The organism is Rahnella sp. PCH160 (genome assembly GCF_047784855.1).
Classification (GTDB): domain Bacteria; phylum Pseudomonadota; class Gammaproteobacteria; order Enterobacterales; family Enterobacteriaceae; genus Rahnella.
The window spans coordinates 2,358,677-2,374,012 of sequence record NZ_JBLOGT010000001.1 but is presented as its reverse complement, the minus strand read 5'-3'; the positions used below and the strand labels follow the sequence as shown (position 1 = coordinate 2,374,012).

At 51.6% G+C, this 15,336-nt stretch carries 14 protein-coding genes; 3 read left to right on the top strand and 11 right to left on the bottom strand.

Features of this window, described 5'->3' with window-relative positions:
• Window positions 1–51: 51 nt before the first annotated feature.
• From nuoF to lrhA, 6 genes are all read right to left on the bottom strand, one after another.
• Complete coding sequence (gene nuoF / locus ACM5QY_RS11140) at window positions 52–1,413, bottom strand: NADH-quinone oxidoreductase subunit NuoF (protein WP_416120673.1); 1,362 nt, start codon at window positions 1,411–1,413, stop codon at window positions 52–54.
• Window positions 1,410–1,946, bottom strand: a complete 537-nt coding sequence (gene nuoE / locus ACM5QY_RS11135) for an NADH-quinone oxidoreductase subunit NuoE (protein ID WP_226790007.1) — start codon at window positions 1,944–1,946, stop codon at window positions 1,410–1,412. The genes nuoF and nuoE overlap by 4 nt, the downstream gene beginning before the upstream one ends.
• Before the next feature lie 2 nt (window positions 1,947–1,948).
• Entirely contained in the window at window positions 1,949–3,748 is a 1,800-nt protein-coding gene (gene nuoC / locus ACM5QY_RS11130) for an NADH-quinone oxidoreductase subunit C/D (RefSeq protein ID WP_104921272.1), read from the bottom strand.
• 81 nt (window positions 3,749–3,829) lie between these two features.
• Window positions 3,830–4,504 (bottom strand): NuoB/complex I 20 kDa subunit family protein, encoded by a 675-nt coding sequence (locus tag ACM5QY_RS11125; protein ID WP_013574590.1) that lies wholly within the window; start codon window positions 4,502–4,504, stop codon window positions 3,830–3,832.
• Window positions 4,505–4,526: 22 nt separating this feature from the next.
• A complete protein-coding gene (locus tag ACM5QY_RS11120) occupies window positions 4,527–4,970 on the bottom strand; it encodes an NADH-quinone oxidoreductase subunit A (RefSeq protein WP_104921271.1) in 444 nt (147 codons plus the stop codon).
• 702 nt (window positions 4,971–5,672) lie between these two features.
• Window positions 5,673–6,617 carry a transcriptional regulator LrhA gene (gene lrhA / locus ACM5QY_RS11115; RefSeq protein WP_152324369.1) on the bottom strand — a complete coding sequence of 315 codons (945 nt, stop codon included), beginning with the start codon at window positions 6,615–6,617 and terminating at the stop codon, window positions 5,673–5,675.
• A gap of 984 nt (window positions 6,618–7,601) precedes the next feature.
• Between lrhA and ACM5QY_RS11110 the strand changes: the two genes are divergently transcribed.
• Both ACM5QY_RS11110 and yfbR read left to right on the top strand, forming a co-directional pair.
• Window positions 7,602–8,816, top strand: a complete 1,215-nt coding sequence (locus ACM5QY_RS11110) for a pyridoxal phosphate-dependent aminotransferase (RefSeq protein ID WP_416120672.1) — start codon at window positions 7,602–7,604, stop codon at window positions 8,814–8,816.
• A 114-nt stretch (window positions 8,817–8,930) separates the two neighbouring features.
• A complete protein-coding gene (gene yfbR / locus ACM5QY_RS11105; protein ID WP_416120671.1) occupies window positions 8,931–9,530 on the top strand; it encodes a 5'-deoxynucleotidase in 600 nt (199 codons plus the stop codon).
• 14 nt (window positions 9,531–9,544) lie between these two features.
• Here yfbR and ACM5QY_RS11100 read toward each other — a convergent pair whose 3' ends face one another.
• The 5 genes from ACM5QY_RS11100 to ACM5QY_RS11080 form a co-directional block, all read right to left on the bottom strand.
• Entirely contained in the window at window positions 9,545–11,377 is a 1,833-nt protein-coding gene (locus tag ACM5QY_RS11100) for an SLC13 family permease (RefSeq protein WP_416120670.1), read from the bottom strand.
• Window positions 11,378–11,620: 243 nt separating this feature from the next.
• On the bottom strand, window positions 11,621–12,274 hold the full coding sequence (locus tag ACM5QY_RS11095) for a sugar phosphatase (RefSeq protein ID WP_416120669.1): 654 nt from the start codon (window positions 12,272–12,274) through the stop codon (window positions 11,621–11,623).
• 27 nt (window positions 12,275–12,301) lie between these two features.
• Complete coding sequence (locus ACM5QY_RS11090) at window positions 12,302–12,796, bottom strand: YfbU family protein (RefSeq protein ID WP_416120668.1); 495 nt, start codon at window positions 12,794–12,796, stop codon at window positions 12,302–12,304.
• Window positions 12,797–12,974: 178 nt separating this feature from the next.
• Complete coding sequence (gene yfbV / locus ACM5QY_RS11085) at window positions 12,975–13,430, bottom strand: terminus macrodomain insulation protein YfbV (RefSeq protein ID WP_104921265.1); 456 nt, start codon at window positions 13,428–13,430, stop codon at window positions 12,975–12,977.
• A gap of 263 nt (window positions 13,431–13,693) precedes the next feature.
• Window positions 13,694–13,846 carry a hypothetical protein gene (locus ACM5QY_RS11080; RefSeq protein ID WP_416120667.1) on the bottom strand — a complete coding sequence of 51 codons (153 nt, stop codon included), beginning with the start codon at window positions 13,844–13,846 and terminating at the stop codon, window positions 13,694–13,696.
• 103 nt (window positions 13,847–13,949) lie between these two features.
• Between ACM5QY_RS11080 and ackA the strand changes: the two genes are divergently transcribed.
• Window positions 13,950–15,152, top strand: coding sequence for an acetate kinase (gene ackA / locus ACM5QY_RS11075; RefSeq protein WP_416120666.1), 1,203 nt, complete (start codon window positions 13,950–13,952; stop codon window positions 15,150–15,152).
• Window positions 15,153–15,336 lie beyond the last annotated feature (184 nt).

Below are 15,336 nucleotides of genomic sequence, written 5' to 3'. Positions count from 1 at the left end.
GTTCCGGGAATTCGCGCACAGCGGGCTCACGTCCGCCGTCTGTTGCCTTCACTACCAGCGTTGCTTGAGCAGGTTATTTGGCTGAATACCGCCAATCGCCCGCGCATTGTTGTAATGCTGTTTGGCGATACCCGCCTCGAACTCTTCCCGGAAATATTTAATCGCACTCTGCAATGGCTCCACGGCACCCGGCGCGTGTGCGCAGAAGGTTTTGCCCGGACCCAGCTGGCGGCAAAGCTGCTCAAGGGTTTCGATATCCCCTGGCTGACCTTCACCACGTTCCAGCGCGCGCAGAATTTTCACACTCCACGGCAAACCGTCGCGGCACGGTGTACACCAGCCACAGGATTCACGGGCGAAGAACTCTTCGAGGTTACGCACCAGCGGAACCATGCCGATTTCGTTATCCACCGCCATCGCCAGCGCCGTACCCAGACGGCTTCCGGCTTTACCAATGCTGGCAAAATCCATCGGCAGGTCGAGATGGTCAGCGGTCAGGAAGTCAGTCCCTGCCCCGCCCGGCTGCCAGGCTTTGAAGGTCAAACCCTCGCGCATGCCACCGGCATACTCTTCGAGGATTTCACGCGCCGTCGTACCAAACGGCAGTTCCCATACGCCCGGATTTTTCACCCGGCCAGAGAAGCCCATCAGTTTGGTCCCGGCATCTTCACTTTTGCCGGCAGAAATACCTTTGTACCAGTCCACGCCGTGCTCAAGAATTGCAGGCACGTTACACAGGGTTTCGACGTTGTTGACGCACGTCGGTTTACCCCAGGCACCGGCAGAAGCCGGGAACGGTGGCTTGGAACGCGGGTTGGCACGGCGGCCTTCCAGCGAGTTAATCAGCGCGGTTTCTTCACCACAGATGTAACGACCCGCACCGGTGTGAACAATCAGTTCGAAATCAAAACCGGTGCCGAGGATATTTTTACCCAGCAGGCCCGCCGCTGTGGCTTCTTCGATCGCACGTCGCAGATTCACGGCGGCTTCAATGTATTCGCCACGCAGGAAGATGTAGCCACGGTAAGATTTCAGCGCGAACGCGGAGATCAACATGCCTTCCACCAGAAGGTGCGGCATTTGCTCCATCAGCATGCGGTCTTTGTAAGTACCCGGTTCCATCTCATCGGCGTTACACAGCAAATAGCGGATGTTCATGCTTTCGTCTTTTGGCATCAGGCTCCACTTCAGACCCGTGGAGAAACCTGCACCGCCGCGCCCTTTCAGGCCTGCGTCTTTCACCAGATTGACGATTTCTTCCTGCGCCATGCCTTTCAGCGCTTTTTCTGCACCGACGTAACCGTTTTTGCTGCGGTATTCGTCAATCCAGACAGGCTGCTTGTCATCGCGCATACGCCAGGTCAGCGGATGCATCTCTGGTGTGCGTTCGATATGTCGGGGTGTATAGGTCATGCGTAGCGCTCCAGTAGCGAGCCGATCGCTTCTGGCGTCAGGTGGCTGTGCGTGTCCTCGTCAATCATCATTGACGGGCCTTTGTCACAGTTCCCGAGGCAGCAGGTCGGCAGCAGGGTGAAGCGCCCGTCTTCGGTCGTTTCGCCCGGCTTGATGTGCAACTGTTGTTCAAGAGCAGCCTGGATCCCCTGATAACCGGTGATGTGGCACACCACGCTGTCACAGTAACGGATCACATGGCGGCCAACCGGCTGGCGGAAGATCTGGCTGTAGAATGTCGCCACACCTTCAACGTCGCTGGCGGGAATGCCCAGAACATCGGAGATCGCGTAGATAGCGCCGTCCGGCACCCAACCACGCGCTTTCTGCACGATTTTCAACGCTTCGATAGAGGCCGCGCGGGCATCTTCGTAGTGATGTTTCTCGTGTTCAATCGCTTCACGTTCAGCATCGCTCAGCACGAACACCGGCGGCGCAACAGGCTCGCTGACGTTGATGTACTGAACTTCTGAGTCTTTATTGATATCTGTCATCGTTAGCGGTCCACATCTGACATTACAAAATCGATACTGCCCAGATACACGATCAGGTCGGATACCAGGCTGCCACGGATTACGGACGGGATCTGCTGCAAATGCGGGAAGCTCGGCGTACGGACGCGCGTGCGGTAGCTCATGGTGCTGCCGTCGCTGGTCAGGTAGTAGCTGTTGATCCCTTTGGTGGCTTCAACCATCTGGAAAGATTCTTGCGCAGGCATGACCGGCCCCCACGACACTTGCAGGAAGTGCGTGATGAGGGTTTCGATGTGTTGCAGCGTGCGCTCTTTCGGTGGTGGCGTGGTCAGCGGGTGATCCGCCTTGAACGGGCCTTCCGGCATGTTTTTGTAGCACTGTTCCAGAATGCGCAGGCTCTGACGAAGCTCTTCCACTTTGAGCATCACGCGGGAATAGCAGTCGCTGACGCCATCGCCGGTCGGGATTTCAAAATCGAAGTTTTCGTAGCCAGAGTATGGACGCCATTTACGCACGTCGAACGGAATACCCGTTGCGCGCAGGCCAGCACCGGTGGTGCCCCAGGCCAGAGCGTCGTCAGCGTTATACGCCGCCACGCCTTTGGAACGGCCAATCAGAATGGTGTTTTTCAGTGCCGCTTTGACGTAGGAATCCAGACGCGCTGGCATCCAGTCAAGGAACTCACGCAGCAGACGATCCCAGCCTTTCGGCAGATCATGTGCAACGCCACCAATACGGAACCAGGCCGGGTGCATACGGAAACCGGTGATCGCTTCCACCAGATCGTAAATTTTCTGACGATCGGTAAAGGCGAAGAACACGGGCGTCATCGCGCCCACGTCCTGAATAAACGTAGAGATGTACAGCAGGTGGCTGTTGATACGGAACAGTTCAGACAGCATCACGCGGATGGTGTTAACGCGATCAGGCGTTACGATACCGGCCAGCTTCTCAACCGCCAGAACATAAGGCATTTCGTTAACACAGCCGCCAAGATATTCGATACGGTCGGTATACGGGATGTAGCTGTGCCAGGACTGACGTTCGCCCATCTTTTCAGCACCACGGTGGTGGTAACCGACGTCCGGAACGCAGTCGACAATCTCTTCACCGTCAAGCTGCAATACGATACGGAACGCACCGTGCGCAGACGGGTGGTTTGGCCCGAGGTTGAGGAACATGAAGTCCTCGTTGTCGGTGCCGCGCTTCATGCCCCAGTCTTCCGGCTTGAAGGTCAGCGATTCCATCTCGAGTTCTTCTTTTTGCTTGGTCAGCTCATAAGGGTCGAACTCGGTGGCGCGCGCCGGATAATCTTTACGCAGCGGGTGACCTTCCCAGGTCTGCGGCATCATGATGCGCGTCAGGTGCGGGTGGCCATCGAAGGTAATGCCGAACATTTCCCAGGTTTCGCGCTCGTACCAGTTGGCGTTCGGGAACACTTTGGTAACAGTCGGAACATGGAGATCGTTTTCTGACAACGCCACTTTGATCATAATGTCGCGGTTACGCTCGACAGAAATCAGGTGGTAGAAAACGGAAAAATCCGCAGCCGGTAAACCGTCGCGGTGTGTACGTAAACGCTCATCAAAGCCATGCAGGTCGAACAGCATGACATAAGGTTTTGGCTGTTTTCGTAAAAAGGTAATCGCTTCCAGTACCTGTTCGCGCTTGAACCATACCACGGGAATTCCGGTACGGGTTGCCTGAACAGTAAAGGCCTCTGGCCCAAAACGGTTACGCAATTCGCCGATAACCGGATCATCGAGATGATCACGGGTATGCCATGCTGGCAGGGCTGAATCTTGCGTCGTCAAATCTGTCATATTTTTTTCACCACACTAAATGGTCATTTATGCCGTAAGGGGGACACCTCACCCCTCAGGGTTGACTCTCAGACCGCAGTGTTAAATCTCGTCCGGCGAACGCAGATTTGTCACGGCAATACGCTCAGCACGTTTACGCTCTTTTTCAGACTGCATATTCGCGCGGTAAACACCCTGATCGCCGACAACCCATGACAATGGGCGACGTTCTTTACCGATAGATTCCTGCAGCAGCAGTAATGCCTGCATATACGCTTCCGGCCGCGGCGGGCAACCCGGGATATACACGTCGACAGGCAAGAATTTATCCACGCCCTGCACCACAGAATAAATATCGTACATGCCGCCGGAATTCGCACAGGCACCCATCGAAATCACCCATTTGGGTTCCAGCATCTGGTCATACAGGCGCTGAATAACCGGGGCCATTTTGGTGAAGCAGGTACCTGCAACCACCATGAAGTCAGCCTGACGGGGTGATGCACGCAGAACTTCTGCCCCAAAACGCGCAACGTCATGCACCGCAGTGAATGACGTCACCATTTCGACGTAGCAGCAGGAAAGGCCGAAGTTATAGGGCCAGAGGGAGTTTTTGCGTCCCCAGTTCACCATGCCGTGCAGTGATTCCTGGAGATTTCCCATGAAAACGCTGCGCTTAACCTGCTCCTGAAGAGGATCGCCGACGACCTCCTGAGACTGCAGAGGGTAACGGTCGTTCTCACCGTCCGGGTCTATGCGGGTGAGCGTATAGTCCATCTTAATGCCTCGCTATGACTGCTTACTGAGGGTGATTGTTGGTATTAATTGCCGGGCTCGGTTTCACAGGTCCTTTCGAACGAGTTGGGGTCCAGTCGAGTGCGCCAATTCGCACCAGATAGAACAAACCGGCCAGCAGTACCAAAATGAAAATGGTGGCTTCAACGAATCCCGTCCAGCCGCTTTCGCGGATTGACGTTGACCATGCATAGAGATACAGGGCTTCAACGTCGAAGATGACGAAAAACATTGCAACAAGATAGAACTTGGCGGAAAGGCGCAGACGGGCAGTGCCCACCGAGGCGATACCTGATTCAAAAGGCGTGTTTTTGTAGCGTGCTCTGGCTCTCCCGCCAAGGAACGCGGCGCCCAGTAACATCAGGCAGCACAGCCCAACGGCAACGATAAGAAAAACGGCGAACGCCCAGTGTTGAGCGATGACTTCAGTGGCTGTTGACATACTCATTGCTTACTCATCAAAAGTGGCACTTTGGCATCTGCTCTTAGGGTCGGCAGTTTGCGCACCACATCGATTCAAGGGAAGGATTAATAACCACACAGTTCACGGCTCAACAAGGCATTAAGCCAGTGATTTGTTGTGGGCTTTTTACCCTTTTCTATAACCTTTTGTCAACTTTGACAAAGGTATCTCCACATTAGTTTACATGCTTATCATTTAATTAACATATCATGCGACGGTACATAAGCTAAATCGTGTCAGTTAAATACCGTGATAAAGCATAAGCCTGGGATGGGAGTTATGACATCTTTCGGACTTTCCTATTGTCGCAGGAATACTCAGCGCTTCCACTCTCTTAATGGGGGTATTTTTTTGATCCATGTCAGAGTTCTGTCAATTTTGAGAGAAAAAAGGCCACACTTTTAACAAGTTTTGTGGGTTTTCAAAAAACGACAAGCGATTTGCGGAAAAAATTGATGCATTTTTTTAACCTAAAAAAATTCAGGATATTGCGTCATTTAGTGAAGTGATAGTCAACGAAGATGACAGTCATAGCGGGAAAGGAAAGGCGTTAATACAGGAAAAATAAGGTTTGAGGGATGTTATTAAAGTAAAGCGCTAAAAATATGACTTTACCACCTCTAAAGAGGTAGAAGCTTTTACCCCCGCCCCAATGATCGGAGGCGGAAGGTAAAGCCGGGGTTATTTTTAACTTTGAGAGTCTGCCAGGAACTCATGATCGTCATCCACAACGGGACGGGGACCATAGGCACTGAGAGAATAAGGATCATTCCCTTGCTCAACGGCGTTGAAAATCGCCATCGCCAGTTCATTTTCGCAACGGGCGTTTTTGTACAACACGTACTGAGTATCCGGCAGCCGTGGCAAACCATCCTGCTCGCCCAAAACACGCAGTTCCGGGCTCATCATTTCAATCGGTCGTGCGGTCACGCCTAACCCGGCACGAACGGCGGCACGGATTGCAGACAATGTTGATGCCACATACGCAATGCGCCACGGGATCCCAGCCTGGTTAAGATGCTCTATCGCCATCATACGATACGGGCTGGGCTCATCAAGCACCACCAGCGGCACGCTGTCCCCTGACGGATAGGCAAAATCAGCCGAGCAGTACCATAATGTTGGCGAAGTCCGCAGGACAATGTGCGGATGATCGGTATTGGTCATCGTCGTGATGGCCAAATCGACTTCCTCACTTTCCAGCATCGACAACATAAACGGGCTGCGTTTCACGCGAACATCAATAGACAGCTTTGGATAGACCGAGGTCACGCGGCTAAGCAGGAACGGTAGGATGGTGTCAGCCGTATCGTCTGACGCACCAATCGTTATCCCGCCCTGAACATTGCTGTACATCAAAGAGGTGCACGCTTCGTCGTTGAAACGAAGAATTTTCCTGGCGTACCCCAATAACTGAATACCGTGTTCAGTTAATAATTTATTGCGTCCATGTCTGGCAAACAGTTCTTTTCCAACGAGTTGTTCTAGACGTTGCATTTGTTGGCTGACTGCCGACTGAGTACGACACACGGCAGCAGCAGCCGCAGCGAACGTATTTAAATCAGCAACAGCTACAAATGTCCTCAACAGGTCAAGGTCGAGATTGAGGATTGGACGATTTGCAATTGTCATAGTTTTTCTTCACTTTATAGAATCTAATAACAAGCTACCCTGATGGTGCGTCAAAGTACCCGCAAAAAGCAGAATACCAGATATGGCAGATACTCACGCATTTGATAAGTGAAATTGAGAAATATTTGTGCATGAAAGTTTTCCACTTTGTGAGTATCGAACCATTAAAAGCACGCACAATAATTTCGCATAAAGCATGAATCATTAGAGCATCTTATTTAATATAGTCTGTCCCTGCAAAGCGTTCCACAGTCCTCCCGCGCCCGCCCGTCATTGACAAAGGCCTGACAATCCCGAGGCTTTCGCCGACAAAACATAAGCTAAATTAACTAATGAAACTGGGCTCCAGAAATATAATCCAATAAATTCATCATGTCATGTGAATAAGCTTTACATGCTTCACGTCATTCGTTGAATGAACATTAAGATTTTTCTTGTTTTATCAAATATTGTTTATAGGGATTTTTATTAAATATATGTCAGAAAGCATTCACTTATTCTAAAAAGAATAGGATTCAGATATTGCCATGACATGATCATTTATCCAGCACTTACTATTAATCATTAGATAAATAAAACTAATTCTCGTTAAGCTTTTTTCACTGACAATCATGCAGCTGCATTTTTTTTCAGAATTAGTCGAGCTTTGGTAAGTTTTCATGATGTTCTGTTCAAAAAAAAGGCAACTGCAACTTTTGAGGGGCGATCACAGTGCAGCAAAAACAGTGAGTTTATCGGTTACAAATCGATCATTTGCAAAATAAAAAATCAATAAACCACAAACCATAAGAATTAAAAACCATTTACTGTCCTGCAAGCCAAGGTAAAAACCCACAGCAGACTACATTACTGCTGTTTTTCACCAAAACGGTGCGAAGCCCTTCTCACACCCGCTCCGGGGGAGTAAATTGAGCCCTTCGCACTGTTCTACGGTCGCTACGCGCCAGGGAAGAACAGGCTTTACTGCAAAAGGCTCCCATTTACATGTCCCCGATTGAAAAATCCCACAAACTGGACAACGTCTGTTATGACATTCGCGGCCCGGTGCTTAAAGAAGCAAAACGTCTTGAAGAAGAAGGCAACAAAGTCCTCAAACTTAACATCGGCAACCCCGCCCCGTTCGGTTTCGACGCGCCTGATGAAATCCTGATCGACGTTATCCGCAACTTACCGACCTCACAGGGGTACTGTGATTCAAAAGGCCTGTTTTCTGCACGTAAAGCGATCATGCAGCATTATCAGGCGCGCGACATGCGTGACATCACGGTTGAAGACATTTACATCGGTAACGGTGTTTCTGAGCTGATCGTTCAGTCGATGCAGGCGCTGCTGAATACAGGCGACGAAATGCTGGTGCCTGCACCCGATTATCCGCTGTGGACCGCTGCTGTTTCCCTCTCCGGCGGTAACGCGGTGCATTACCTGTGTGATGAAGGGGCCGACTGGTTCCCGGATATTGCCGATATTCGTGACAAAATCACGCCGCGCACCCGTGGCATTGTGATCATCAACCCGAACAATCCGACCGGTGCGGTTTACAGCAAGGAATTGCTGATGCAGATCGTCGAGATTGCGCGTGAACATAACCTGATCATCTTTGCCGACGAAATTTACGACAAGATCCTCTACGACGAAGCCCAACACATCTCCATTGCAGCGCTGGCACCGGATCTACTGACCGTGACGTTCAATGGTCTGTCTAAAACCTACCGCGTGGCGGGTTTCCGTCAGGGCTGGATGGTGCTGAACGGCCCGAAAAAGCACGCGAAAGGCTATATAGAGGGTCTGGAAATGCTGGCTTCTATGCGGTTGTGCGCCAACGTGCCGATGCAACACGCCATTCAGACGGCATTGGGCGGTTACCAGAGTATCAGCGAATTCATTCAGCCGGGCGGGCGTCTGGTCGAACAGCGTGACCGCGCGTGGGAACTGATTAACCAGATCCCAGGTGTGTCCTGCGTGAAACCGAAAGGTGCGTTGTACATGTTCCCACGTATTGATGCCAAGCGTTTCAATATTCATGACGATCAGAAAATGGTGCTTGATTTGCTGTTACAGCAAAAAGTGCTGCTGGTTCAGGGTTCTGCCTTTAACTGGCCTTACCCGGATCACGTCCGTATCGTCACGCTGCCACGCGTGGACGAACTGGAAATGGCGGTGAACAAGTTTGGCCGTTTCCTCGAAACCTACCGTCAGTAATGATCAGGGCGCAGACATCTGCGCCCTTTTTACTTTCTGCGCATTTCCGCATTTGCATAACGGTTTCGCACTGCTCACAATGGACTCTCATTCACCGTTGTTATTGAGAGTGCTATGAGTCAGAGCCATTTCTTCGCCCACCTTTCCCGTCTTAAACTGATCAGCCGCTGGCCGCTGATGCGCAACGTCCGCACGGAGAATGTGTCCGAGCACAGCCTGCAGGTCGCCTTTGTGGCGCATGCTTTAGCCGTGATCAAAAACCGCAAATTTAATGGCAATCTCAGCGCCGAACGCGTTTCCCTGCTTGCGATGTATCACGATGCCAGCGAAGTGCTGACCGGCGACATGCCGACGCCCATCAAGTATTACAATCCGCAAATTGCCCATGAATACAAAAAAATCGAGAAAATTGCTCAGCAAAAGCTGATTGAAATGCTGCCTAAAGAATTGCAGGAAGATTTCCGTCCGCTGATTGACGAGCACTATTACACGGAAGAAGAAAAACTGACGGTAAAACAGGCTGATGCCCTGTGTGCTTACCTGAAATGTCTGGAAGAACTGTCTGCGGGAAATAACGAATTTACGCTGGCAAAAGCGCGTCTGGAGAAAACACTGGCCGACAGAAAAAGCCCGGAAATGGACTACTTCATGGAAGTCTTTGTCCCGAGCTTCAGTCTGTCACTGGATGAAATCAGCCTCGATTCCCCGCTCTGATCGCCTTCTATAGGTCAGAAAGGGAAAAGTACCGGCACCAGAAAAATGCTGACGGCCATCACCAGCAGCGTAAACGGCACGCCTATGCGGATGAAATCGCCGAACTTGTAGTTGCCGGGCACCATCACCAGTGTATTCACCGGTGATGAAACCGGCGTCATGAACGCCGCCGAGGCCGCAATCGCGATAATCATGGTAAACGGATAAGGCGAAACGCCCATCTGATGCGCCGCCGCAATGGCGATCGGTGCCATCAGTACGGCCGTTGCAGTATTGGAAATAAACAGCCCGATAGCGGCGCAGAGCACAAACAAACTCAGCAGCATCATGTACGGGCCATATCCCCCGCTCACCTCCATCAAACCTTTCACAATCAGCGCCACACCGCCGGTTTTTTGCAGCGCCAGCGCGAAAGGCATCATCCCGACAATGAGTAACAGGCTGGGCCAGTGAATGGCTTTATACGCGCCCTCCATCGTGATGCAACGGAACTTGCCCATCAACATACAGGCAATAATGGCCGCGATGGCGTTCGGTACGTCGTCGGTGAGCATTAACGCCACCATCAGCGCCAGACAAAACAGCGCATGTGGCGCCTGGCTGAGCGCGGGCGCGACTTCATCCACTTCTGCGGGCAGATTCAGCACGATGAAATCATGCATTTGCTGTTGTAGCTGGCGGATGAGTTTCCAGTCGCCAATCACCAGCAGCATATCGCCCAGTTGTAATTCTTCATCAACCAGTTTACCGTCCAGCGCTTCGCCCTGCCTGCGGATACCGACCACGTTCAGGCCATAAGTCGAGCGGAACGCCACGTCGCGCAGCGTTTTGCCCAGCAGCTCAGAATCGGGAATAAGCGAAACTTCCGCCATTCCGACATCCCGCGACTGCTCGGAAAAATACTCGCCACGTAACACCATCGGTTCAAGCATTTCATCGGTACAGAACTGGCGAACAGAAACCTCGGGGTCGGCCATGTCCAGCAACAACACATCGCGGGCAAACAGTTCGGTGTTACCGGTCGCGCTGATCATGACGCGGCGAAACTTACGCCAGCGCTCAATGCCTACCACATTTGCGCCGTAGCGGGAACGCAGGTGCAAATCGTCCAGCGTGCGTCCAACCAGCGGGGAACCGGGACGAACCGTCATGCGGCGCGCACGCCCGGTCAGATGATAATCACGAATAAGATCACGGAAAGTACGGCGTTTCCAGCGCTGTTTATTCTGCGAGGCATCATCGGATGACAACCACCGGCGGGCAACCAGCATATATCCTACGCCCATCACCAGTACCACCAGCCCCACGGGCGTCACGCCAAAGAAACCAAAACCGTCAAACCCTTCGCGCAGTAATTCGCTGTTAACCACCATGTTGGGCGGCGTGGCGACCAGCGTCATCATTCCGCTGATCAGCCCGGCAAAACTTAGCGGCATCATCAGGCGTGCGGGGGAGATTTTCATACGGGCAGAAACGCTGATAACGACGGGAATAAAAATCGCCACCACGCCGGTCGAGCTCATGAACGCGCCCAACCCGGCGACGGTCAGCATCAGTAAAACCAGCATCCGGGTTTCGCTGTTACCCGCGACTTTCATCAGCCAGTCGCCCACCTGGTAAGCCACGCCGGTTCTCACCAGACCGTGCCCGACGACAAACAGTGCTGCGATCAGAATCACGTTCGGGTCACTGAATCCGGCCAGCGCTTCATTGATGGTCAGCGTTCCGCTCAGCACGAAAGCAATGATGACAAGTAACGCCACGATATCCATCCGCAACGTATTGCGCGCGAACAACACCATGGCGATCACAAGCAGTATCACTACCCAGATTAATTCACCGGTCAAAACAAACTCCTTTTGCGTTGAGATGGCAGGCATAAACTCAGTGAATACCCCAAATAATTCAAATTGCATCAAGGCGGCAATGGAATAAATCTCGGGAGCTTACAAGAGTAAGTGACCGGGATTTGTGAAGGCGGCCAACGCAGAGGCAGTTTGAAGTATGACGGGTATTAGGATGGCATAAAAAAACCCCGCTGCTGCGGGGTTCATATCAATTAAAAGGCGTAAATTGTATTTTTTCTGCGCTTAGCGAAGGCTCACGGTCACACCGTGCTCGGAGGGATTAAGCAGCAGAATTTCCAGCGAGGAAAGATCGAAATCTACGTCTTCGATTCCCGGCGTGTCTGACGGCGCATTAACCGCGATCACTTTACAACCGGCAGCCAGACCGGCCATCACGCCTGCCGCGGCATCTTCCACCACGACGCAATCTTCCGGCGCCAGCCCCAGACGCTCAGCGCCCAGCAGATAGGCATCGGGCTTAGGCTTACCGTGTTTAACCTGCTCCGCCGTGATGAACACTTCAGGCTCGGGCAAATTTGCCGCTTTGTGGCGCGCGCTGGCCACAGGCATAGAACCTGAGGTCACAATCGCCCACGGGATGTTCATGCGGTTGAGTTCGCTCAGAATAAGATGAGCGCCCGGCAGAGCGGTAACCCCTTCGGTGTCCGTGGCTTCAATTTTTTCCAGTTTATCGAACTCTTCCTGAATCTTGTCTTCGCTTGCGCCTTCCATAAAATGACGTAAAGAAGTGATTGCCTGTTTGCCGTGAATAAATGCCAGCACATCCCGCGGGTTAGCCCCCCAGCTGAGTGCCCAGTTAATCCAGGAACGCTCTACAGCGGGCAGTGAATCCACTAACGTTCCATCAAGGTCGAATAAGAAACCTTTGCACTCCACAGGCAATTCCTCTTTAGTTATCTCAATTTAGGCATTGATAATTTGCGCTATCTCTACGGCGCTCAAATGGTACTGACGGGGACAAGATTGCCATACCGCCAGCATCCGCTGGTATTTATCCCACATTTTGGTCTGTGCGTTAAAGCCGTGCGTCCCCGCATCAAAATCAGTGTAACGCCCTTCGGTATTCACCATAAAGCGGACATAGCTTAAATAGCGGGATTCCGTTGCGGCATCAAAACCGAGGAAATCAATACGGCGGCGGTCTAAATCCTGCGTGTCTTTCAGGTTAGTCCATGAAACCTGCATCGCATGATGCATTTCCATAATGTTAATAACGGTGCGGCAGGTTTCTTCCGGCAATTCGCCAAAGTCCCTGTCCAGCTCGCGCATTTGCAAACCAAAACCTCGTTCGATCACGGTTTGTAACCGGCGATAGCGCTCCGTATTATCGGGATCCAGCATGGTCATCATTTTATATTGATTCGACAAAATCAGGCGTTGAGCGTTCGTCATTTCCATCGTGAAAATCCTCATGTCTGCATAATGCGCAAAGCATGGCATAGCGCAAAGTTCTGCGAAATCGCAAGCACACCATTCTTTGATTTGGGTCTGGATCTCATCTGAAATAATCACCGGAGGAGACGTTCCTCCGGTCAAAATGCGGCGTAAAACGATGTTAATGACGGGACAGGCAGAATTACAGATCGTCTAAAAAGGTTTTATCGAGTTGCTTGAAAGCTCGTTTAAGCACATCGGCCAGCGACTGATACGTCGGCGTGCCTTCGATAGGCGCTAATGCCTGCCCGGCTTCGACGAGTTTATTGCGCACATCGTGAAACCAGCTCATCAGCGTCGGCGGCAGTGGCGTCAGGGAACGGCGGCCAAGCCACCACAGCCCTTGCATCGGCAGGCTACAGGCAAAAATGGCGGTTGCTACAGCCGGGCCCAGTTGTCCGCCCATGGCAATTTGCCAGCTCAGCGTAAAAACAGCGACGGCGGGCATAACGCGAACGGCAAATCGGGTGGCACTGGAAATCCGGTTCTCTGGGAACACCGGAGCCAGGCGCTTATCTGACGGCCATGTTTTCATATAGTGCTGTCCGCGCTGGAAAACCTGGAACCAGCCTACGGAGCCTGTTGGCTTACTCGTCATAGATGCACCTCAACTTCACGTATAAAATTTAAAATTTATTTGTAAAACACAAACTGGAGTTTACCACGATAAAATATATTTTGTTTTTGCTGGCACCTGTCGGTATTCTATCGCAGCCTTGCATACCTCTCAGCCGGCAAGGTTAATATAAAGTTGGGGCGGGAACACGAAATTGCAATGTTCTCTCCCTACATTAAGCATAGTGCCTTGCGGCGGGTGGTTTTGTAATTAGTTATTGTATTTTTTGTTAGTGTTTTTACTTATTAGTAACATTCTGAAGGTGCATAACTGAAACGTTTGGGTCTATCGGCCTGACGTTTGCCGGTTATCCGGGTGATTAAAAAATCCAGGCCCGGCGATTCTTCAGCTTTTTCATCGTCATGCCTGTTATGGCTCTCTGGCATGATGTTAATCATAATTGTCGCCGCCATTATGCGCTACGCTTGATGTCAGACTGACGATTTATTAACCACGTGTATTGTTTTTTTTAAACAGCACCAACAATAAATAGGTACTTCCATGTCGAGTAAGCTTGTACTGGTTCTTAACTGTGGTAGTTCTTCTCTTAAGTTTGCCATCATTGATGCAGCAAACGGTGAAGAACACATTTCAGGTTTAGCCGAATGTTTCCATCTGCCAGAAGCACGCATTAAATGGAAAATGGACGGTGGCAAAGAAGAAGCCGCTTTAGGTGCGGGTGCCGCACACAGCGAAGCGCTGAAATACATCGTTAACAACATTCTGAGCCAAAAACCTGAGCTGTCTGCAGAGCTGGTAGCAATCGGCCACCGCATCGTTCATGGCGGCGAAAAGCTGACGAAATCCATGCTGATCACCGACGCTGTCATCGAGGGTATCAAAGAATCTATCCCGTTTGCACCGTTGCACAACCCGGCTCACCTGATCGGTATCGATGAAGCACTGAAATCTTTCCCTAAACTGGCTGACAAAAACGTTGCTGTCTTCGACACCGCGTTCCATCAGACCATGCCTGAAGAATCTTACCTCTACGCGCTGCCGTACAGCCTGTATAAAGATCATCACATCCGTCGTTACGGCGCGCACGGCACCAGCCACTTCTATGTGACGCAGGAAGCCGCAAAAATGCTGAACAAACCAGTGGAAGAAGTGAACCTGATCACTTGCCACCTGGGTAACGGCGGTTCTGTCAGCGCAATCCGTAACGGTAAATGCGTGGATACTTCCATGGGTCTGACCCCGCTCGAAGGTCTGGTCATGGGCACCCGCAGCGGTGACATCGACCCGGCAATCATCTTCCATCTGCATGATTCTCTGGGCATGAGCGTTGATCAAATCAACAAAATGCTGACTAAAGAATCCGGCCTGCTGGGCCTGACCGAAGTTACCAGCGACTGCCGTTATGTTGAAGACAACTACACCACCAAAGCTGACGCTAAACGTGCAATGGACGTGTTCTGCCACCGTCTGGCGAAATACATCGGTGCGTATACTTCACTGATGGAAGGCCGTCTGGACGCTATCGTGTTCACCGGCGGTATCGGCGAAAACGCGGCAATGGTTCGCGAATTGTCACTGGATAAACTGGGCCTGCTGGGCTTTGAAGTTGACCACGAGCGCAATCTGGCTGCACGCTTTGGCAAATCCGGTGCAATCAACAAAGAAGGCACCCGTGCCGCTCTGGTCATCCCAACCAACGAAGAGCTGGTGATTGCCCAAGACGCCGCGCGTCTGACCGCATAAAACGACCCTTAACTGCCAGCGAAAGCTGGCAGTCATTTTTTTACTATCATAAAAGGCAAACGCCGCCCGTTTGGACGCACCGCGCAGGATGATCATCGCGCTTATGCTGATCATTATCCCCTCTGCACAAACCTGCGAATGTTCTTGCCTGGCAACCGTCAAAGAGGTTTAGCCGTGTCTCGTA